General features: G+C 64.0%; 22 protein-coding genes. 10 read left to right on the forward strand and 12 right to left on the reverse strand.

What is annotated here, in order from left to right; translation table 11 throughout:
• Window positions 1-3 precede the first annotated feature (3 nt).
• The 3 genes from AC3IQ7_RS05205 to glcF are packed head-to-tail and all read left to right on the forward strand — an operon-like array spanning window position 4 to window position 3,817.
• On the forward strand, window positions 4-1,494 hold the full coding sequence (locus AC3IQ7_RS05205) for an FAD-linked oxidase C-terminal domain-containing protein (protein ID WP_099379711.1): 1,491 nt from the start codon (window positions 4-6) through the stop codon (window positions 1,492-1,494).
• Window positions 1,495-1,510: 16 nt separating this feature from the next.
• Entirely contained in the window at window positions 1,511-2,581 is a 1,071-nt protein-coding gene (gene glcE / locus AC3IQ7_RS05210; protein ID WP_489208530.1) for a glycolate oxidase subunit GlcE, read from the forward strand.
• Window positions 2,582-2,587: 6 nt separating this feature from the next.
• Entirely contained in the window at window positions 2,588-3,817 is a 1,230-nt protein-coding gene (glcF, locus tag AC3IQ7_RS05215; protein WP_489208531.1) for a glycolate oxidase subunit GlcF, read from the forward strand.
• Here the strand turns inward: glcF and AC3IQ7_RS05220 are convergent.
• From AC3IQ7_RS05220 to AC3IQ7_RS05235, 4 genes are all read right to left on the reverse strand, one after another.
• Window positions 3,810-5,921 carry a putative bifunctional diguanylate cyclase/phosphodiesterase gene (locus tag AC3IQ7_RS05220; RefSeq protein WP_489208532.1) on the reverse strand — a complete coding sequence of 704 codons (2,112 nt, stop codon included), beginning with the start codon at window positions 5,919-5,921 and terminating at the stop codon, window positions 3,810-3,812. The two genes, glcF and AC3IQ7_RS05220, sit on opposite strands and share 8 nt — an antisense overlap.
• 186 nt (window positions 5,922-6,107) lie before the next feature.
• A complete protein-coding gene (locus AC3IQ7_RS05225) occupies window positions 6,108-6,593 on the reverse strand; it encodes a glutathione peroxidase (protein ID WP_489208533.1) in 486 nt (161 codons plus the stop codon).
• A gap of 1 nt (window position 6,594) precedes the next feature.
• The gene (locus AC3IQ7_RS05230) at window positions 6,595-7,734 is read right to left on the reverse strand and encodes a PilT/PilU family type 4a pilus ATPase (protein WP_489208534.1); all 1,140 of its coding nucleotides are present in this window, start codon (window positions 7,732-7,734) and stop codon (window positions 6,595-6,597) included.
• 3 nt (window positions 7,735-7,737) lie between these two features.
• Window positions 7,738-8,781: a type IV pilus twitching motility protein PilT gene (locus AC3IQ7_RS05235; RefSeq protein WP_322426503.1), complete on the reverse strand. Its 1,044-nt coding sequence runs from the start codon at window positions 8,779-8,781 to the stop codon at window positions 7,738-7,740.
• A 70-nt stretch (window positions 8,782-8,851) separates the two neighbouring features.
• On the opposite strand from AC3IQ7_RS05235, the gene AC3IQ7_RS05240 reads away from it, so the two are divergent.
• Window positions 8,852-9,553 (forward strand): YggS family pyridoxal phosphate-dependent enzyme, encoded by a 702-nt coding sequence (locus tag AC3IQ7_RS05240; protein WP_322426502.1) that lies wholly within the window; start codon window positions 8,852-8,854, stop codon window positions 9,551-9,553.
• Between the two features lie 16 nt (window positions 9,554-9,569).
• Window positions 9,570-10,400 (forward strand): pyrroline-5-carboxylate reductase, encoded by an 831-nt coding sequence (proC, locus tag AC3IQ7_RS05245; RefSeq protein ID WP_489208535.1) that lies wholly within the window; start codon window positions 9,570-9,572, stop codon window positions 10,398-10,400.
• Here proC and AC3IQ7_RS05250 read toward each other — a convergent pair whose 3' ends face one another.
• From AC3IQ7_RS05250 to AC3IQ7_RS05285, 8 genes are all read right to left on the reverse strand, one after another.
• Window positions 10,401-11,117, reverse strand: coding sequence for an anti-sigma factor (locus AC3IQ7_RS05250; RefSeq protein ID WP_489208536.1), 717 nt, complete (start codon window positions 11,115-11,117; stop codon window positions 10,401-10,403).
• Window positions 11,114-11,671 carry a sigma-70 family RNA polymerase sigma factor gene (locus AC3IQ7_RS05255; RefSeq protein ID WP_489208537.1) on the reverse strand — a complete coding sequence of 186 codons (558 nt, stop codon included), beginning with the start codon at window positions 11,669-11,671 and terminating at the stop codon, window positions 11,114-11,116. The genes AC3IQ7_RS05250 and AC3IQ7_RS05255 overlap by 4 nt, the downstream gene beginning before the upstream one ends.
• 91 nt (window positions 11,672-11,762) lie before the next feature.
• A complete protein-coding gene (locus AC3IQ7_RS05260; RefSeq protein WP_489208538.1) occupies window positions 11,763-12,320 on the reverse strand; it encodes a DUF3455 domain-containing protein in 558 nt (185 codons plus the stop codon).
• Window positions 12,321-12,409: 89 nt separating this feature from the next.
• Window positions 12,410-12,757 carry a hypothetical protein gene (locus AC3IQ7_RS05265; RefSeq protein WP_322426497.1) on the reverse strand — a complete coding sequence of 116 codons (348 nt, stop codon included), beginning with the start codon at window positions 12,755-12,757 and terminating at the stop codon, window positions 12,410-12,412.
• Window positions 12,754-13,140: a phage holin family protein gene (locus tag AC3IQ7_RS05270; RefSeq protein ID WP_046683403.1), complete on the reverse strand. Its 387-nt coding sequence runs from the start codon at window positions 13,138-13,140 to the stop codon at window positions 12,754-12,756. Before AC3IQ7_RS05270 ends, AC3IQ7_RS05265 begins: the two co-directional genes overlap by 4 nt.
• 45 nt (window positions 13,141-13,185) lie before the next feature.
• The gene (locus AC3IQ7_RS05275) at window positions 13,186-13,542 is read right to left on the reverse strand and encodes an ElaB/YgaM/YqjD family protein (RefSeq protein WP_046683402.1); all 357 of its coding nucleotides are present in this window, start codon (window positions 13,540-13,542) and stop codon (window positions 13,186-13,188) included.
• Window positions 13,543-13,650: 108 nt separating this feature from the next.
• A complete protein-coding gene (gene ubiA / locus AC3IQ7_RS05280) occupies window positions 13,651-14,505 on the reverse strand; it encodes a 4-hydroxybenzoate octaprenyltransferase (RefSeq protein ID WP_489208539.1) in 855 nt (284 codons plus the stop codon).
• 77 nt (window positions 14,506-14,582) lie between these two features.
• Entirely contained in the window at window positions 14,583-15,521 is a 939-nt protein-coding gene (locus AC3IQ7_RS05285; RefSeq protein WP_099379724.1) for a hydrogen peroxide-inducible genes activator, read from the reverse strand.
• 134 nt (window positions 15,522-15,655) lie between these two features.
• Here AC3IQ7_RS05285 and AC3IQ7_RS05290 point away from each other — a divergent pair, with 134 nt between their 5' ends.
• The 5 genes from AC3IQ7_RS05290 (at window position 15,656) to AC3IQ7_RS05310 (ending at window position 19,979) form a co-directional block, all read left to right on the forward strand.
• Window positions 15,656-15,895 carry a DUF3717 domain-containing protein gene (locus AC3IQ7_RS05290; protein ID WP_489208540.1) on the forward strand — a complete coding sequence of 80 codons (240 nt, stop codon included), beginning with the start codon at window positions 15,656-15,658 and terminating at the stop codon, window positions 15,893-15,895.
• A 33-nt stretch (window positions 15,896-15,928) separates the two neighbouring features.
• Window positions 15,929-16,411, forward strand: a complete 483-nt coding sequence (gene rfaE2, locus AC3IQ7_RS05295; RefSeq protein WP_489208541.1) for a D-glycero-beta-D-manno-heptose 1-phosphate adenylyltransferase — start codon at window positions 15,929-15,931, stop codon at window positions 16,409-16,411.
• Between the two features lie 126 nt (window positions 16,412-16,537).
• Window positions 16,538-18,022, forward strand: a complete 1,485-nt coding sequence (locus AC3IQ7_RS05300) for a hypothetical protein (protein ID WP_489208542.1) — start codon at window positions 16,538-16,540, stop codon at window positions 18,020-18,022.
• Window positions 18,019-19,494, forward strand: a complete 1,476-nt coding sequence (locus AC3IQ7_RS05305) for a hypothetical protein (RefSeq protein ID WP_489208543.1) — start codon at window positions 18,019-18,021, stop codon at window positions 19,492-19,494. The genes AC3IQ7_RS05300 and AC3IQ7_RS05305 overlap by 4 nt, the downstream gene beginning before the upstream one ends.
• Window positions 19,495-19,538: 44 nt before the next feature.
• Window positions 19,539-19,979, forward strand: coding sequence for a hypothetical protein (locus tag AC3IQ7_RS05310; protein ID WP_099379728.1), 441 nt, complete (start codon window positions 19,539-19,541; stop codon window positions 19,977-19,979).
• Window positions 19,980-19,999 lie beyond the last annotated feature (20 nt).

The raw sequence follows: 19,999 nt of genomic DNA on the forward strand, positions 1-19,999 counted from the left end.
CTTATGCTCAATGCTGCCCCTGAATCCGGATTGACCGCCGCGCGCCAGCAAGCCGTCGTCGCGGCCCTGCTGGCCGTGCTGCCGGCCCGCTGCGTGCTGTCCGACGCGGAAGATACGCGCCCGTATGAATGCGATGGCCTGGCCGCCTACCGCCAGTTGCCGATGGTGGTGACCTTGCCGGACACGGAAGAACAGGTCATCGCCATCCTCGGCGTCTGCCGCGAGTTGAAGGTGCCGATCGTGCCGCGCGGCGCCGGCACGGGCCTGTCGGGCGGCGCCTTGCCGATCGCCGATGGCGTGGTGCTGTCGACGGCGCGTTTGAACCGCATCGTGCGCGTCGACGCGTATGCGCGCATCGCCGTGGTGCAGCCGGGCGTGCGCAACCTGGCCATTTCCGAGGCGGCGGCGCAATATGCCTTGTATTACGCGCCCGATCCATCCTCGCAGATCGCCTGCAGCATCGGCGGCAACGTGGCGGAAAACTCGGGCGGCGTGCATTGCCTGAAATACGGCTTGACCGTGCACAATGTGCTGCGCGTGCGCGTTGTTACTATTGATGGCGACGTGCTGGAACTGGGCGGCGAATGCCTGGACTCGCCTGGTCTCGACCTGCTGGCCGTCTTCATCGGCTCCGAAGGCATGCTGGGCATTGTCACGGAAGTGACGGTGAAACTGATACCGAAGCCGGCCACGGCCAGAGTCATCATGGCCTCGTTCGATGACGTCGTCACGGGCGGCAACGCCGTGGCCAACGTGATCGCCGCCGGCATCATCCCGGCCGGGCTGGAAATGATGGACCAGACGTCGTCGCGCATGGTCGAACCGTTCGTCAAGGCCGGCTACGACATCGACGCGGCCGCCATTTTGCTGTGCGAAGCGGATGGCACGCACGAGGAAGTGGAAGAGGAAATCGCCCGCATGACGGCCGTGCTGGAAGGGGCGGGCGCCAGCGCGATTGCCGTCTCGCAGTCGGAAGCGGAACGCATGAAATTCTGGTCCGGCCGCAAGAACGCCTTTCCCGCCGCCGGGCGCATCTCGCCCGACTACTACTGCATGGATGGCACCATCCCGCGAAAAAAACTGGCGGAAGTGCTGACGGGCATCGCCGCCATGGAAACGACGCATGGCTTGCGCTGCGCCAACGTATTCCACGCGGGCGACGGCAATCTGCACCCCTTGATCCTGTTTGACGCCAATATGCCCGGCGAATTCGAACGCGCCGAAGCGTTCGGCGCCGACATCCTGGCCCTGTGCGTGGCCGTGGGCGGCACCATCACGGGCGAACATGGCGTGGGCATGGAAAAGATCAATTCCATGTGCGTGCAATTTACACGCGCCGAACTCGATGCCTTTTTTGCCGTCAAGCGCGCCTTCGATCCGCATACCTTGCTGAACCCGGACAAGGCGATCCCCACCTTGAACCGCTGCGCCGAATTCGGCAAGATGCATGTGACGGCGGGGCGGCTGCCGTTCGCCAACCTGCCCCGTTTTTAATCTGCCGGAGACTCCTTTGCAAGCAATCGTGGAACAATTCAGGCAGCAGATCCTGGTGGCCAGCGCGGCGGGCAGCCCCTTGCGCCTGCGCGGCGGGGGCACGAAAGACTGGTATGGACAGCAGCTGACAGGCGAGGTGCTCGATACGCGCGCGTATACGGGCATCATCGACTATGAACCGACGGAGCTGGTGATCACGGCCCGCTGCGGCACGCCGCTGGCCGAGATCGAGGCGGCGCTGGCCGCCCGCAACCAGATGCTGGCCTTCGAGCCGCCGCACTTCGGCCCCGGCGCCACGGTGGGTGGCGTCGTCGCCAGCGCCTTGTCCGGCCCGCGCCGGGCCAGCGCGGGCGCGCTGCGTGATTTTGTGCTGGGCGCCGTGCTGATGGATGGCCATGGCGAACGCCTGGCGTTTGGCGGGCAAGTGATGAAGAACGTGGCCGGCTACGATGTCTCGCGCCTGCTGGCGGGATCCCTGGGGACACTGGGCCTGATCCTGGAAGTGTCGCTGAAGGTGCTGCCCTTGCCGCTGCGCGAAGCGACGTTCCGCTTGCCGTGCGCGGAAATCGCCGCCTTGCGCATGCTCAATGAATGGGCGGGCAAGCCGCTGCCGATATCGGCCAGCTGCTGGCACGATGGCGTGTTGACGGTGCGCCTGTCCGGCGCCGAGGCGGCCGTGTCGGCGGCCCTGCAATCGCTGGGGGGCGAGTCCCTGGCAGCCGATGACGCGGCCGCCTTCTGGCTGGCCGTGCGCGAGCAGACGCACACATTCTTCGCGGGCGCGGGCAGCCTGTGGCGCTTATCTCTGCCGCCGCACGCCAGCGCCATGATTTTAAAGGGGCGCCAGTTGATCGAGTGGGGCGGGGCGCAGCGCTGGCTCAAGCTCGATGGCGACGCCGATGCCGACAGCGCGCGGCACATCCGCCAGGCCGTGGCGGCCGCCGGCGGCCACGCCACGCTGTTTCGCGGCGACGACAAGGCCGTGGGCGTGTTCCACCCGCTGGCGCCGGCCATTGCCACCATCCACCAGCGCCTGCGGCAGGCGTTCGACCCTGCCGGCATCTTCAACCCGCACAGAATGTATTGAGCGCGCATGCAAACCAATCTCGCCGATTTCATCAAGAATACGCCGGCAGGCGACGAAGCCGAAGCCATTTTGCGCGCCTGCGTGCATTGCGGCTTTTGCACGGCCACCTGTCCCACCTACCAGCTGCTGGGCGACGAACTCGATGGCCCGCGCGGACGTATCTACCTGATCAAGCAGGTATTGGAGGGCGCGCCCGTCACGGCCAAGACGCAGACCCACCTGGACCGCTGTTTGACCTGCCGCAACTGCGAATCGACCTGTCCCTCGGGGGTGCAGTACGGGCGTTTGGTCGACATCGGCCGCAACGTCGTCGAGCAGCGCGTGCAGCGCCCCTTGCGCGAGCGCGCGCTGCGCTTCGCCCTGAAGGAAGCCTTGCCGCGCCGCTGGCTGTTTACGCCCGTGTACAAGGCGGGGCAGGCGCTGCGCCCGCTCCTCTCGAAAAGCTTGCAGGATAAATTGCGTCCGGGCGCCGCCGCCGGTGCATGGCCCGCGCGCCAGCATGCGCGCAGCATGCTGCTGCTCGACGGTTGCGTGCAGCCGGCCATGTCGCCGAACATCAACGCGGCCACGGCGCGCGTGCTCGATGCGCTCGGCGTGCAATTGATCGTCGCGCCCAAGGCCGGTTGCTGCGGCGCGCTGCGCCATCACCTGAACGACCAGGACGCGGCGCTGGACGACATGCGCCGCAATATCGACGCCTGGTGGCCATACGTGGAAAGTGCCGAAGCCATCGTCATGACGGCGTCCGGCTGCGGCGCCACGGTGAAGGAATATGGCCATCTGCTGGCGCACGATGCACAGTATGCGGACAAGGCGCGGCGCATCGCGGCGCTGACGCGCGATTTGTCCGAGATCATGCCGGCGTTTGAAAACGAGCTGGTGGCGTTGCTGAAAGGGCGCATCGGCAAAAAAGTGGCGTATCACCCGCCCTGCACCCTGCAGCACGGCCAGCAAATCCGTGGCAAGGTGGAGCAGGTGCTGCGCGCCGTCGGCGTCGACGTGCGCCTGTGCGCCGATAGCCATCTGTGCTGCGGGTCGGCCGGCACGTATTCGATCCTGCAGCCGGCACTGTCGCAGCAGCTGCGCGACAACAAGGTGGCGAACCTGGAAGCGTGCGAGCCGGAGATGATCGTGTCGGCGAATATCGGCTGCCTGAGCCATTTGCAGTCGGGCACGGAGACGCCCGTGCGGCACTGGATCGAGCTGATTGATTCAGCTTTGTCTCCGATCAAATAGGTACTTCGCTGTACTGCGCAATGCGCCATTGGGGGGCTGGCACGAAGTTGGCAGCCCATTCCAGCACGGCGTCCGCCGGCATGGGGCGGGCGATGCCGTAGCCTTGCGCCAGGTCGCATCCCAGCTGGATCAGGCGCGCGCCATGCTCGACGCTTTCCACGCCTTCGGCGATCACCGTCAAGCTGAAGGAACGGGCCAGGCCGATGACGGCGCGCACCAGGTGCAGGTCGTCGCGGTCGTTGAGCATGTTGCGCACGAAGCTCTGGTCGATCTTGACGATATTCGCCGGCAGGCGTTTTAAATATGACATCGACGAGTAGCCGGTGCCGAAATCGTCGAGCGCAAACGTGATGCCCAGCGCCTGGCAGGCGCGGATGATGCGGCGCACGTCTTCGATGTCGTGCAGCGCCGACGATTCGAGGATTTCCAGTTCCAGCATGCTGGCGCGCACGCCGGGAAATTCGCCGAGGATGGTTTCCAGGCGCGAGACGAAATCCGGTTGCTGGAAGTGGCGCGCCGCGATATTCACGCTGACGACCCAGTGCTTGCCGCAAGCCACCCAGCGCTGCATCTGCCACAGGGCCTGGCGCAGCACCCATTCACCGATATCGATGATCAAATCCGTTTGCTCCACCAGCGGCAGGAATTGCGCGGGCGCCAGCACGCCGCGGCGCGGATGCTGCCAGCGCAGCAGCGCTTCCATGCCCACCACCGTGCCGGCGCGCATGTTCACCTTGGGCTGGTAGTACAGCCGCAGTTCGCCATTGATCAGGGCCTGGCGCACTTCCGTGCGCTGGTTGTGGTGCGTGCGCACCTCCTCATCGAGGTTGGTGTCGAAGAAGTGGTACTGGTTGCGCCCCGTCAATTTCGCCTGGTAGACGGCGTGGTCGGCGTGGCGCAGCAGGCTTTCCGTATTCAAGTCCTTGCCCGCGTAGACGGCGATGCCGACGCTGGCCGTCACGTGCAGCGCCTGCTGGTCGCACTGGTAGGGGCGGTTCAGTTCCTGCATCAATTGCGTGATGTTCTGTTCGATGCTGGCGATGCTGGCCTGGCCGCACAGCAGCAGGACGAATTCATCGCCGCCCAGGCGCGCCGCGTAATGGATCTGGCCCGTAAAGCCGTGCAGGCGGCCGGCCACCTGCTTGAGGATTTCATCGCCGGCCTCGGCGCCATAGCGGTCGTTGATGGACTGGAAGTGGTCGAGGTCGAACAGGCAGACGGCCAGCAGGCGCTGGCGTTCGCGCGCCAGGAACAGTTCCTGCTCGAAGCGGGCGGCCAGCGCGGCCCGGTTGGGCAGGCCCGTCAGCACATCATTGTAGTTTTGCCAGGACAGTTTTTGCAGCGCTTGCTGCATGTGCACGGTTTCGTTCAGTTGCTCGCCCAGTTGGCGCTGGCTGGTCTTTAGCGAGGTCAGCAGTTCTTCGATATCGCCGGCCATGCCGTTGAACGATTGCGACACGGCTTGCGCCTCGGGCGTGGCGCCGGCCGCCAGGCGCACGGCGAAGTTGCCATCGCGGAAGCGGTCCGTCGCTTGCACGAGTCGCGCCAGCAGCTTGCGGTGCGAAGCCAGGATCAAGCCCAGCAGGACGAAGACGAGGACGATATTGATGGTGCTGAGGACGGCTTGCCCGCGCACTCTTTGCCACACTTGCGTCAGGGGCAGGCCGGGTGCGTAATGCACGTCGAGGATGCCGTCGCCGCCATCCGGCAGCGCCACCGTCAGGCGGCTGCGGATGGCCGCCATGCCCGCCAGGCGCGTAAACCAGGCCGGCACGCCATCGGCCAGTGTGCCGGCCGGTTTGTTGTCGGCCAGCACTTCGACATGCGCGCCAGCCGTATCCCAGCGCACGGAAACGAGGCTGCGGTTCAGCGGCAGGGCGCTGCGCAGTACTTGCCGCACGCTGTCGTGCATCGCATCACGGTCCGTATGCACGGCCAGCGGCAGCACGCTATTGGCGAGGAACAGGTCGAGTTGCCGCGCGTCGCTCTGGTAGCGCGCATTGGCCAGCGCCGTTTCCGTACCGAGCAGGGCGTGATAGCGAACGGCGGAAACGGCGAGTATCAGGAAGGTAATAGGGATGAAGAGGCGGGAATAGCTGCCCATCCGCATCCATGAAGATAATATTTTCCCAAAGACTGGCATCGTTTTTTTGATCGATATCTGCGAATAATTATGTAAACATTATCACCGATATTTGCTATTTGAAACACAATATTGATATCAAGCATGAAATAAATACGGTTTTATGGATTTCGCATGATTGTTGTCTTAAATCAAAGTATTTCGTTTCTACTCTTGTAGCAACTGCCGTATGTCGGCCGCCAGGCTGGCCGGTTTGCTGGCCGTCGCGTAGCGGCGAAATACGCTGCCATCCTTGCGCACTAAAAACTTGGTGAAATTCCATTTGATCGATTGCGTGCTCAATATGCCGGGCGCCGCCTGTTTTAATTGCGCAAATACGGGATGGGCATGCGGGCCATTCACGTCGACCTTGGCAAACAGGGGAAAGGTGACGCCGAAGTTTTTTTCGCAAAAGGCTTTGATTTCCTCATTCGATCCCGGTTCCTGCTGGCGGAATTGATTGCAGGGAAAACCCAGCACGACCAGGCCCTGCTCGTGGAATTCGCGGTACAGCGTTTCGAGCCCCTGGTATTGCGGCGTGAAACCGCAGGCGCTGGCCGTATTGACGATCAGCAGCACCTTGCCCTTGTAGCGCGCCAGGTCGACCGGCGTGCCGTCCAATGCCTCGGCCTGGAAATCGTGGATGCTGGTCATGTCAGAGGAGTCCCAGTTTGGTGGCGCCCGCTTGCGGGGCTGGTTCCGGCACCGTGGCGCCCTTGAGCTTGATCGTCAGGCGCAGGTCGTTGACGGAGTCCGCATTGCGCAGCGCGTCTTCATAGCTGATGGCGCCCGCTTCGTGCAGGTCGAACAGGGCCTGGTCGAAGGTCTGCATGCCGTGCTCGCGCGATTTTTTCATCAATTCCTTGATTTCGTGTACCTGGCCCTTGAAGATCAGGTCGCTCATCAGCGGCGAGTTGAGCAGGATTTCCAGCGCCGCCTTGCGCCCGCCGCCGTCCTTGTTCGGGATCAGGCGCTGCGAAATCATGCCCTTCAAATTCAGCGACAGGTCCATCAGCAACTGTTGGCGCCGCTCTTCGGGGAAGAAATTGATGATGCGGTCCAGCGCCTGGTTGGCGTTGTTGGCGTGCAAGGTTGCCAGGCACAGATGGCCCGTCTCGGCGAACGCGATGGCGTGGTCCATGGTGTCGCGGTCGCGGATTTCTCCGATCTGGATCACGTCGGGCGCCTGGCGCAAGGTGTTTTTCAGGGCCGTGGCCCAGTCGTCCGTATCGACGCCCACTTCGCGCTGGGTGACGATGCAGTTGCCGTGCGGATGAATGAATTCCACGGGGTCTTCGATGGTGATGATGTGGCCGTGGCTGTGCGCGTTGCGGTGGCCCACCATGGCCGCCAGGGTGGTCGACTTGCCGCAGCCCGTGGCGCCCACCATGATGACGAGTCCGCGCTTGCTCATCACGATGTCTTGCAGGATGGCGGGCAAACCGAGCCCATCGAGGGTGGGGATGGCGGTATTGATCAATCGCAAGACCATGCCTGCCTGGCCCATCTGCACGAAGGCGGATACGCGGAAACGCCCGAGTCCCTCCGGGCTGATGGCGAAATTGGCTTCGCGGCTGGATTCGAACTCGGCCGCCTGGCGTTCGTTCATGACGGCGCGCACATAGCCGGCCGCCTGCTGCGCGGTTAGCGCGCCGCCGGCCAGCGGCGTCAGCTTGCCGTCGAGCTTGATGGCGGCAGGAAAGCCGGCCGTGATGAACAGGTCGGAGCCGCCCCGTGCGCGCATCTGCGCCAGCAGCGCGTGCATGGCGCCATAGTGTTCGTGCGTCGTCTGCATGGCTTATCCGGGGAAGTTTTCAGGCGACTTGGCGGCCGAGCGGGCCGTTTCCGCCGAGATCGTGCCGCGCCGCACCAGGTCGGAAAGGCACTGGTCCAGCGTCTGCATGCCCACATTGCTGCCCGTCTGGATGGCCGAATACATTTGCGCCACTTTCGCTTCGCGGATCAGGTTGCGCACGGCCGGCGTGGCCAGCATGATTTCATGCGCGGCCACGCGGCCCGCGCCATCCTTGGTTTTGAGCAAATTTTGCGAAATGACGGCTTGCAAGGATTCGGACAGCATGGCGCGCACCATTTCCTTTTCCTCGGCGGGGAAGACGTCGATGATGCGGTCGATCGATTTCGCCGCCGACGAGGTGTGCAGGGTGCCGAACACGAGGTGGCCCGTCTCGGCGGCCGTCAGCGCCAGGCGGATGGTTTCCAGGTCGCGCAATTCGCCCACTAAAATCACGTCCGGGTCTTCGCGCAAGGCCGAGCGCAGCGCATTGCTGAAAGAATGCGTGTGCGAACCGACTTCGCGCTGGTTGATCAGGCATTTCTTTGGTTCATGCACGAATTCGATCGGGTCTTCGATGGTCAGAATATGGTGGTGCAGGCGCTCGTTGACGTGGTTCACCATCGCCGCCAGGGTGGTCGACTTGCCGGAACCCGTCGGCCCCGTCACCAGCACGAGGCCGCGCGGACGCATGGCCAGCTCGCCGAAGATGCGCGGGGCGTTCAGCTCTTCCAGGGTCAGCACTTTCGACGGAATCGTGCGCAGCACGGCCGAGGCGCCCCGTTCCTGGTTGTAGGCGTTGACGCGGAAGCGGGCCAGGCCGGGAATCTCGAACGAGAAATCGCATTCCAGCGCTTCTTCATACGCCTTGCGCTGGCTGTCGTTCATGATGTCGTAGATCATGCCGTGCACTTCCTTGTGCTCGAGCGGCGCCACGTTCAGGCGGCGCACGTCGCCGTTGACCCGTATCATCGGCGGCAGGCCGGAGGACAGGTGCAGGTCGGAAGCCTTGTTGCTGACGGAGAAAGCGAGTAGTTCGGAAATGTCCATTTATAATCCCTGTGCCTGCATTGATGGGTTGGCGCACTGTGCCGCCGCCCCTATACACTAGAAAATGATTATGTCCACAATCGAACAGAACTTGCAAGCCGTGCGAGACAGTATTGCGCAGGCCGCCGCTGACGCGCAGCGCGCCCCGACCGACGTGACCCTGCTGGCCGTGTCGAAAACCTTCGGCGCGGACGCCGTGCTGGCAGCCATGCACGCGGGACAGACGGCGTTTGGCGAAAACTACCTGCAGGAAGCGCTCGACAAGATTAGCGCCGTCAAGCTTGCGCTGCCGCAAGGCGCACCCGTTTGGCATTTCATCGGCCCCATCCAGAGCAACAAGACGCGTCCCATCGCCGAACATTTTGACTGGGTGCATACGGTGGAGCGGGAAAAGATCGCCGTGCGCCTGTCCGAGCAGCGCCCGGCCGGCTTGCCGGACCTGAATATCTGCCTGCAAGTCAATATCAGCGGCGAAGCCAGCAAGAGCGGCGTGACGCCATTTGACTTGCCGGCGCTGGCGCATGCCGTGGCGCAGCTGCCCCGTTTGCGCTTGCGCGGCCTGATGGCGATTCCCGAACCGGAAACGGATATCACGCTGCAGCGCGCTGCCTTTGCGCAATTGCGCGTGTTGTACGAACAATTGAAGGCCGAAGGGCTGGCGCTCGACACCTTGTCGATGGGCATGTCGGCCGACTTGCGCGCCGCCGTGCTGGAAGGCGCCACCATCGTGCGCGTGGGCAGCGCCATTTTCGGTTCCCGCAACTATTCCTGAAAAAGAGAGAACAAGCATGACGACAGAACTGAATATCGCATTCGTAGGCGGCGGCAACATGGCGGCCGCCCTGATCGCCGGCCTGGCGGGCAAATTGACCCTGGGCGGCAACATCCACGTGATCGACCCGCACGCCCCCGCGCTGGAAAAATTGCAGGCGCAATTCGGCGTGACGACGGCGACCTCCGCCAGCGACGCGCTGCGCGGCGTGGACGTGATCGTGCTGGCCGTGAAGCCGCAAAGCATGCGCGAGGTGGCGGCGCAATTGCTGCCTTTCCTCGACGGGAAACGGGCGCCATTGATCTTGTCGATCGCGGCCGGCATCCGCGCGCAAGACCTGTCGCGCTGGCTCGGCGATTATCCCGCCATCGTGCGCTGCATGCCGAACACGCCGGCCCTGATCGGCATGGGCATCACGGGCATGGTGGCCAGCAGCGGCGTCAGCGAAGAACAGAAAAAGACGGCGGACGCCATCCTGCGCGCCGTCGGCCAGACCGTCTGGCTCGATGACGAAGCCAAGATCGACCCAGTGACGGCCGTGTCCGGCAGCGGTCCCGCCTATGTGTTTTACTTTATCGAAGCGATGCAGCAGGCGGCCGCCGAGCTGGGCTTGACGCCCGAGCAAGGCACGCAACTGGCGATTGCCACGTTTACGGGTGCGGCGCAGCTGGCGGCGAACTCCAGCGAACCCGTGTCCTTGCTGCGCGAGAGGGTCACGTCGAAAGGCGGCACGACGTATGCGGCGCTCACCAGCATGGAAGAGAGCGGCGTGAAGGCAGCCATCGTCAAGGGCATCAAGGCGGCCGCGCAGCGCGGACGCGAGATGGGCGACGAGTTGTCCAAGTAATCAGATCACCTTGACGGCGCGGCCGATATACAGGATCGGCCCCGTCGGCCGGCCCGTCGGCGAACCGGTTGCCGGCTCCAGCGTGATTTCAAACAGTTGATCGGGCTGCAGCGGCGGCAGCTTGTCCAGGGTCAACTTGAGGCTTTGCCCCGGCTTGACCAGGCCCAGCGAGACAGGCGCACCCCAGTCCTTTCCCTTGGTCCAGAATTGCAGGGCTTTCTGCTGCGGCACGGTGGTCGGCCCCAGCGGGATCAGGCTCAGGTCGCGGTTCTTGCCGCCGCGTCCGCCCGCCTGCACGATCCAGCCCGGCGATTTGTCCTGCGGCGCCACCAGCACCACCAGATAGCCGGGGCCGCCTGGCGCCTGCAGTTGCACGCTGACCAGCACGGCCAGCACAGCCGTTGCCGCCAGTCCGCCGCCAGCCAGCACTCGCCAGAAGGCCAGGCTGTTCCACCACGCTTGCCAGCCGCCCGCTTGCCGCACGGCTTTCGGCGTGAACAGGCTGGCGCTGATGCGCGGCCACAGTTGCGCCGAGGGCGTTTCGGGCGGCGCCAGGGTGGTCAATGGCAGCAAGCGCTGTTCCCAGGCATCGACGGCGTCGCGCAAGGCGGCGTCGCGCGGCAGGCGCTGTTCCACTTCCGCGCGCTCGGCCAGTTCCAATGTGCCCAGCACGTACTCGCTGGCCAGCCTGTGCAATTCCTCGTCGCTGTTGATCATCCCATGCACTCCCGCAAGGCGGTCAGGCCCCGCTTGACCCAGGCCTTGACGGTTCCCAGCGGCGCTTGCAGGCGCTGCGCGATTTCACTGTGGGAACAGCCATCGACGTAGGCATACAGGATGCTGTTGCGCTTGGATTCGTTCAGGTGGCCCAGGCAATCGTGCAGCTTGCCCATGTTCGCCTGAAGGGCGTAGGCGTCGCCGGCGTCGTCGCCGTGGCGTTGGTGCAGCAGGGTTTCCACGGTATCCTCGTCGGCCGATACTTCATGGGCGCGGGCGCGCGCCACGTTCAGCGCCTGGTGCCGCACCACCACATAGATCCAGCCCTTGCCGCTGCCGCGCGTGGCGTCGAAACTGCCGGCGCGGCGCCAGATATTCAGGAAGGCGTCGTGCAGCACGTCTTCGGCCAGGTCCCGCTGGCGCACGATGCGCAGGGCCACGCCCAGCAGATAGCGGCTTTCCTGCTGGTACAGGCCATGCAATGCCTGCCGCTCGCCCCTGGCGCAGGCGCGCAGGGCGGCATCGTAATCGAACGGAGTGGCTAGGGTTGGCAAGGTCGGCGCAATCGTTGGAGTTAACGGTTAGCAAGTTTTCAAGACCGAGTATAGGCCAGAAACCAGCTTGCCAACCGTCGTTTTCACTGACTTATGCGGCTTTCCAAAAGATATAGTCAGCCTGGTAGGGTACCCATTGCCTGGCGCCGATGGACTCCATGCCGCAGGGGCTGCTTGGCGCCACGCCGCCGCTGGTGGCCACGCGCTGGATGTAGCTGACACCCTGCATGGCGCCGCTGCCCGTGGCAGGGTTGGCTTTCACCAGCTGATAAGGAATATTGCCCGCGCCGGCCGGCGCCACGGCCACTTGTGTTGCCGTCACTTTCGAGCCGTCCAGGTTGGCCCAGGTGGCCGGTGGGCCGACATAGGTGCCGACTTGCATGCCACTGCGGTCGTTCAAGGCCGCGTCCGGTCCCACGAAGACCCATTCATGGCCCGTCATGTCTTTCTTGGCCTTGCATTCGTAGGCAATCTTGCCCACGCCCACCGTTTGCATGGCAACCTGGTGGCCATCGGGCACCTTGACGGCGTTCGGCAATTGTTCCTGCGAATAGCGTGCGCTCATGGGGGCGCAGGCGCTCAGCAGCAGGGCGGCGCCCAGCACAGTGAGGGCGGGAATGGCGTGGCGTGGGGCGGTGAAGGCAAGCATGGCGAACTCCTGGTAGTTGGCTCAACCGGCTGGTTGATACCATTACTACACATGGGTCTGCCATTTGGATGCAGCCAGCTGAAAATATTTTAGTCCGGCGTTTCTTTCTTGCGGAAACGCTGCATCAGCGCCATCACGACGGGCAGGGCGGTGGTGGCATGCTTGAGCAGCGCGCCGCTGGCCTGCAGCAGCGGCAGGAAACGGCGCGGGCGCACCAGCAGCAAGCCCAGCACGGCGCCCCCTATCATCAGGGGAATTTTGAAGCGCGTGGCCAGGGTGTGGCGCAGATTGCCGCCCGTGAGCGGTTCCAGCAACTGGCGCGTCTGCACGCCCAGGGCCAGCCGCTGCAGCGCGCATTCGGCCAGCAGGGCGTCGCGCCGCTGCGCCAGGCTGGCGGCCGTGTGCACATGCGACAACTTGGTGGGATGCGTGGTCATGGCCGCTCCGATCCCCGGCGCGCCAGCAATTGCAGCTCGTCCAGGTCTTTGTTCAGTTCGGAAAGTGTGAAGGACAGCAGTTTCGGCTTGCTGCGGAAACTGGCGCGTACGCCCAGCAGGGTGGCGATGGCGGCGACGATGAAGACGGCGGCCGTGATGGCGATGGCGGCGATGCGGTGCGTATCCCAGAACAGCACGATGACGAGGAACACGATCAATACGAGGCCGACAAATAGGCACAGCAGTGCCAGCATGGCCAGCGCCAGATAGGACAGGAAGCGCAGCGACTCTTCTTCCATTTCCACGGCCGCCAGGGCCAGACGGGTCTGGACGATGGCGGCGAGGGTCGCTGCGACTTGGGCGACATGGTGCACGATAGCCATATGCTGCCTTTCGCGTCAGGAGACGGCCAAGGCCGTCGGTACTGTCTAGCGGCGTGACGAGGAAAGCAGCAGGCCGAACAGCACGCCGACGACGGCGCCCGCGCCCACGGCTTTCCAGGGATTGTCCTGCACGTATTCGTCGGTGGCCTTGGCCGCCTTCTTGGTACGTTCGAGCAAGTCTTCTTCCAGCTTGATCAAGTCTTTCTTGGCCGTTTCCAGCGTGGCGATGAACTTGTCCTTGACGGCTTTGACATTCTCGCCCGTCTGATCCTTGGCGCCATCGAGCCAGCCTTCCGCTTCATTGATGACGGTTTTCAAGTCGCCGACCAGTTTGTCGCGGGCCTTGTCGGCGTCGGCGAGGATGCTGTCGCTGCTGGATTTTCCGGTATGTATCGAGCTCATGTATTACCTCATGGAAGTGAAACTGCACAGTGAAATACCAGTGTAGGCAGCTGCGGCCAGGCTAGTCTTGCGCCGCCTCAAGGGCTACTGCGGCGCAAGGGTCATTGCTTAACGGAAAGCAAAGTCCAGTGCCACGCCCGCAAACACCGCCGCTCCTAGCCAGTTATTATGCCGGAATGCCGCAAAACACGGCATACGCTCGCGTGCGCGGATCAGGGTGTAGTGGTAAACGGCGCAACCGGCCGCAACTACCATGCCCGCGACGAACCAGTAACGCAAGCCCAGATACCAGCCGCAGGCCAGCCACAGCAGCAGGAAAACGGCATAGCAGAACATGACGATGGCCACGTCGTAGCGGCCAAAGGTGATGGCTGACGTCTTGATGCCGATTTTTAAGTCGTCATCGCGGTCGACCATCGCGTATTCCGTATCGTAGGCCACGGCCCAGAAGACATTGCCCAGCAGCAGCAGCCAGGCGACGACGGGCACGGCATCCGTGATGGCGGCAAAGCCCATGGGGATGCCGAAACCGAAGGCGATACCCAGATACGCTTGCGGGATGGCAAAGAAGCGCTTGAAGTAGGGATAGGTGCCGGCGATGATGACGGCGGCCACCGATAGCTGCTTGGTCAGCGCATTCAAGGGCAGGATCAGGCAAAAGGCCAGCACGGTCAGCACGCCGGCCACGGCCAGCGCTTCCTTGCCGCTGATGCGTCCGCTGGTGATGGGGCGTTCGGCGGTGCGTTTGACGAATTTGTCGATATCCTGGTCCGCGTAGTCGTTGATGGCGCAGCCAGCCGAGCGCATCAGGAAAGTGCCAAGAGTGAAGATGAGCAGCAGCCGCCAGTCCGGCACGCCCTGCTGCGCCAGCCACAGCGCGCACAGGGTCGGCCACAGCAGCAATACGGTACCGATAGGCTTGTCCAGCCGTATCAGGCGGAAATACAGCGCCAGCTTGTTCATGGAAGACTCGATCTTGTTGAAGAGAAATGTCGATTATCGCAAATAGTATGTAAATGTACTATTTTGCGCCTGGGGCGCTAGTCGTCGTCTTCGCAGAGCGGCGTTATTCCAGGCAAGTTGCAGCTGGCGATGGCCGCGCACAGGGCGTCGATGGCGGCCTTGCGCGTAAAACTCTTGCGCCACAGCATGACCACCCGGCGCGATGGCACGGGGGCGGCGAAGGGCCGGTATTCGAGCATGCCGTCGGTGGCGTGCATATTGGCGACGGAGGCGCGCGGCAAGACCGTCAGGCCGATGCCGCTGGCCACCATGTGGCGGATAGTTTCCAGCGAGGAACCTTCGAAGGTGCGCTGCATGCCGTTGCCGGGCGAGGAAAAACGCGCCATTTCGGGGCACACTTCCAGCACCTGGTCGCGGAAACAGTGACCATTGCCCAGCAGCAGCATGGTTTCCGATTTCAAGTCTTGCGCGGCGATTTTCTCGCGCGCCGTCCACGGATGCTGGCGCGGCATGGCGACGACGAACGGCTCGTCATACAGTTCCTGCATGGCCATGCCATGGTCGGGCAGGGGCAGGGCCATGATGGCCACGTCCAGCTCGCCCTGGCGCAGCAATTCGAGCAGGCGAACCGTGAAGTTTTCCTGCAAGATCAAGGGCATCTGCGGTACCTGGTCTATCATGGCCTTGACCAGGGGCGGCAGCAGGTAGGGGCCGATCGTGTAGATCACGCCCAGGCGCAGGGGGCCGGCCAGCGGGTCCTTGTTCTGCTTGGCGAGTTCCTTGATGGCGGCCGTCTGTTCCAGCACGCGCTCGGCTTGCGCAATGATCTGCGCGCCCAGGGGCGTGACGGAGATTTCCGCGCCGCCCCGTTCGAACAGAACCACGCCCAATTCGTCTTCGAGTTTCTTGATGGCCACTGACAGGGTGGGCTGGGCAACGAAGCAGGCTTCGGCGGCATGGCCGAAGTGCTTCGCTCGCGCGACTGCAACGATATATTTCAGTTCAGTCAGTGTCATAGGTTGATTGAAACACAGGAAGTGCTTACTTGCAATGAATGAAAGGTGGCGCAAACGTGAAACTGTGGCGCCGATGGCGTATTGTAGCGGATCGCCCCCTATAATGCGGGACCGGGCAGCGAAGGGAGACGGCGATGGAATTGCAGATGCAGGCGCTGGAAGCGGCAATCAATTATTGGCGTGCCAGGCAACCGGCGCGCGGCAATGAATATGCGCTGTCGCCGCCCGTCAGCCGCCTGGCCGGCGTGTATGCGCTGATGATTTACTACCGGCAAGATTGCATCGCCGAAGAGGGCCTGGAACCGGCCATCCTGGCCTTGATCGACGCCTGGCGCCGGGATGGCGGCGGCATCCAAGGCGATAGCCACGCCTGAGCGTGACCATATTTAACCCTACAAGAGATATTCATGCCTGATTTTGAAAACAAACTGTGCAGCCGTGACGAATTGCGCGCCCGCGCCGCGGCCCTGCCGAAACCGGTGGTGGTGACGAACGGCGTGTTCGACATTTTGCACCGTGGCCACGTGACGTATCTGGCGCAGGCGCGCGCGCTGGGCGCCTCGCTGATCGTTGCCGTGAATACCGATGCTTCGGTGAAACGCCTGGGCAAGGGCGATGACCGCCCCCTGAACAACTGCGAAGACCGCATGGCCGTGCTGGCCGCGCTGGAAGCGGTGAGCCTGGTGGTGCCGTTCTCGGAAAACAGCGCCCTGGAAGTGGTGCAGGACATCAAACCGGAAATCTATGCCAAGGGCGGTGACTACGACATGGCGGCCATTCCGGAAGGCAAGGCCGTGCTCGCGTATGGCGGCCAGGCCGTGGCCATCGATTTCGAGCACGACCGCTCGACCACCAAGCTGTTGACGAAAGTGCGGACGCAGCAAGGCTGAGGAAGCTCGTCAATGTTTCCATACAGATAAAAAGACGTTACTATGAGAACTGCCAGGGCTGCGACTTCGTTTCGACAGCCCCAGCACGTTACACCGTCTGAATGCATTGCTAGTCATAGAAAATAAATGGATCATAAAACTTCTGGGGATTGGCCACTGCCCTCCGGCGCCTGGCACGTGGATGACGAGGGCGCGTGGAGCATGCAGCGCAGCGCGGACGGCCAGAACGTCTCGCCCTTGGTGAGCCATGCCGATATCGGCAAGCTGATGCATGCGCGGCGCTTGCCCGCAGCGGCCGGCGTGCCTGTGCGGCAGTTTCCGCCCGAATTTGCGTTCGACCCCGCCTCGGGCGCGGCCTTGCAAGTGCCGCCCGACGCGGCCGCCACGTCGCCCTGGGTGCCGCCCTACGGCGCCTATCCCGTCAGCGACGTGCCGCCAACCGGCCCGGCCGGCTTGCGCCAGGCCAGCGTACCCCTGAAACTGGCCGACCAGCGCGCGCGTGAAGAGCATGCGCAGGCCGATGCCTCGCTGCCCATGCCGCCGCCCGGCGAATACGAATTCTTTTCCGCCCAGTTCGGCACCAGCGCTGCCGCGCTGCTGGCGCTCGACCCGCGCAAGGCCGTCTTGCACGCCTGGCTGCCCGCCTCGAAACGCTGGCTGGCGCTGGATCCCGACTATGGCAGCCTGCTGGCCGAATCGGACCTGGCCCACGGCGCCTGGCGCGCCGAGCTGGTGCCGGAGTTCAATAGTGTGCTGGTCTTGCCGACCAGCCATGGCCTGGCCTGCATCCGCCCCGACGTGCCTTCGCTGACTTACGTGGTCGAACATGTGGGCGGCGCGCCATGCGTGGCCGCGCCCGTCTGGTTCCAGAACCGCCTGTGGGCGCCCCTGCGCGACGACGATGGCCGCATCCGCTTCGTCAACCTTGATGCGCAACAAAAGCCGGGCAGCGACGTGCTGCTCGACGGCGTGGTTGACCTGGGCACCGTCAGCGCCCCCGTCGCCTACAACCGCATGGCCGTGTGGCCTTGCGCCAACGGCCAGCTGCGCCTGCAATTGCAGCCGGACGGCAACGTGGCCGCCTCGTTCACACCGTGGCCCGAAGGGCTGGTGCCGCATTTCGAATTCGGCAGCCCGTACGTGTCGCGCGATGGCGGCCTGTGGCAGCTGTGCTTCGAGCGCAGCCGCGGCACCTATGTCTACGTGAAACTGGGCGCGCAGTCCGAGCGGGCCGATGCGCTGGCGCCGCGCCTGTGTTCGGGCAGCTTCAATTACCGCTTCGCCACCAAGCTGAAAACGGCGCCGTGGGAAGAGCCGGAACACGGCGACGATGGCGGCAAGAACCAGGCCGTCATGCCGCTGCTGGAGTCAAGCGGTGGCAACAGCGTCTTTGGCGTGAAGTTCGCTACCAGCGCCGGCCTGTCGAGCGTGCTGCGCTCGAACGAGCGCCTGGCGGCCCAGCTGGTGCAGGACGATGAGTTGCGCGAAACCGTGTTTCATACCTTTGCCGTCAGCGAGCCGTGGCGGGTGCGCCTGTTTGTGCATGAAGGCACCTTGTGGGCGTATCACCCCTTGTTGTCGCGCATCGATGGCTGGGCCTTGCAGGCATGAAAACGCGCGCCCTGATCGCGGCCGGCGCCGCCTTGCTCGCCTTCGCCACCGCCAGCGTGCAGGCGGCCGGCATCCAGCAAGCGTTCCTCGTGCAAAACTCGGGCTGGATGGAGCCGTTTTACACGGATGAGCATTCGCAACTGAAAGCCCTGGTGGGCGCCGTGGCGCAGGCCGCCACGAGCCCGTCCGACAAGGTCTACACGCTGGCCTTCAGCCAGAGCAGCGGCGCGCACGTGTCGCCGTCGCTGCTGGGGCAAGGGCAGGGTGGCGCCAGCGTGGCGGGCCAGCTGGCCAGCCTGGGCCTGGCGCGCAAGAGCGCCGGCGGCGCGCTGGCCGACACGGATTTCCAGGAAGCCGTCACCAAGACCATCACGGGCCCGTTCCAGTCCGCCTCCGGCATCGTGTGGATTTTTACCAATAACAAGAACAGCCCCAACAACGACAGCCAGACGGCCGAGCGCAACCGCGACTTTTACCGCCTGCTGCACCTGGAACCGTCGATCACCAAGACGGTGGTGTTTCCGTTGCGCATGCCCGTGCAGGGCAAGCTGTACAGCGCCAAGGGCTTGATGGTGTATGCGCTCGCGTATGGCCAGCCTGCGTCCGAGGCTTTGACACGCATCCTGGCAGAAGGGCGCTTGTCGCAAGTGCTGACGCGCCCGCCCGCGCGCCTGAAACCGGTGGACCAGGATGCCGTGCGCATCGTGCCCCAGTCCGTCAAGAACAGCGCCAATGTGCACGCCAGCCTGGGCCGCGATGGGCGCACCATCGTCCTCGACGTCGATGCGGCCAACCTGGTGCCGCAAGTGGTGCTGCAGGCGTCCCTGCAAAACATGTTTTTCCCGTACGTGATCGACAGCGCCAGGGTGCACGCCAGCCTGGCGGGCCAGAACGCGCCCCTGCACGTTGCGCCAGATCAAATCCGCCAGCTGCAGCCGGGCGCCAGCCAGTCCGTGCAGGTACAGTTTGCGCTGCCGATGGCGCAGATTCCGTCGCCGTGGTCGGCGCAGGCGATCGCCGCCATGGGCAAGCAAGTGATGCTGCCGATGCAGGCGCAGGTGGGCCTGTCGGAACAGCGGCTGGCGCTGGCGTCCAGTTTTGGCAAGGATTTGCAGGAACTGTTCCCGGGCGACCCGATATCCAGCATGTTCACGCCGCCCGACAGCGTGCGCGCGTCGCAGGCGACGATCCCGCTGCTGGTGCGCATCCAGTATCCGCTGCTGCCCGTGCTGGTGATACTGGGTGGCGTCCTCGCGCTGGTGCTGGGTTTGCTGGCGCTGGGCCTGGTCAGCACGCGTGCCACGCGCTACAAGGTGCTGGCCGACGGCGTGCAGCGGCAAGTGCTGTTGAAACCATTCAAGAGCGTGCAGATCCGCGATGATGACGGCCGAGATATTGGCGAACTCAAGCGGGGTATGGGCAAGCCGGCCGTCGTGCGCGTGGCCGAAGGCCATACCCTGAGCCTGGCCTGATCACGATTTCCTTTTAAACTATTCAAATCCACCAGAGGCATACCATGGCGCAAGAGACTCCAAAAGACAACACTGGTTTTACCCTGCCGGCCCCGGCGTCTGCTCCACCCGCCGCGGACGCACCGGCGGCCAGCGCAGCCGCTACCACCGCAACGACCGAACCTGCGCCCGCGCTCGATCCTGTCAGCACGACCGATACCTCGTCGCGCGACACCCTGGTCGGCGGCGTCGTGCTGTTGCTGCTGTTCATCGCTTTTTTCTTTGCCAAGAATGCCTACGCGAATGGCCTGGTGGCCAAGCGCGTGCCGCCGAACAAGGCCAATGCCTCGGGCTGGTGGCTGTTCATCTTCCTGGCCAGCCTGGCGACCGGTGTCGTGCTGGCCGCCGTGAACGCGCATAAATTCCTCGCGCCACTGTTCATGGGACCGCTGGTGCTGGTGGGTCTGGTCGCCCTGTTGCTGACATTCACCTCGAGCCGCCGCTAAGAGCACGCCGTAACACGCAT

This window comes from Janthinobacterium sp. GL_088 (genome assembly GCF_057837845.1).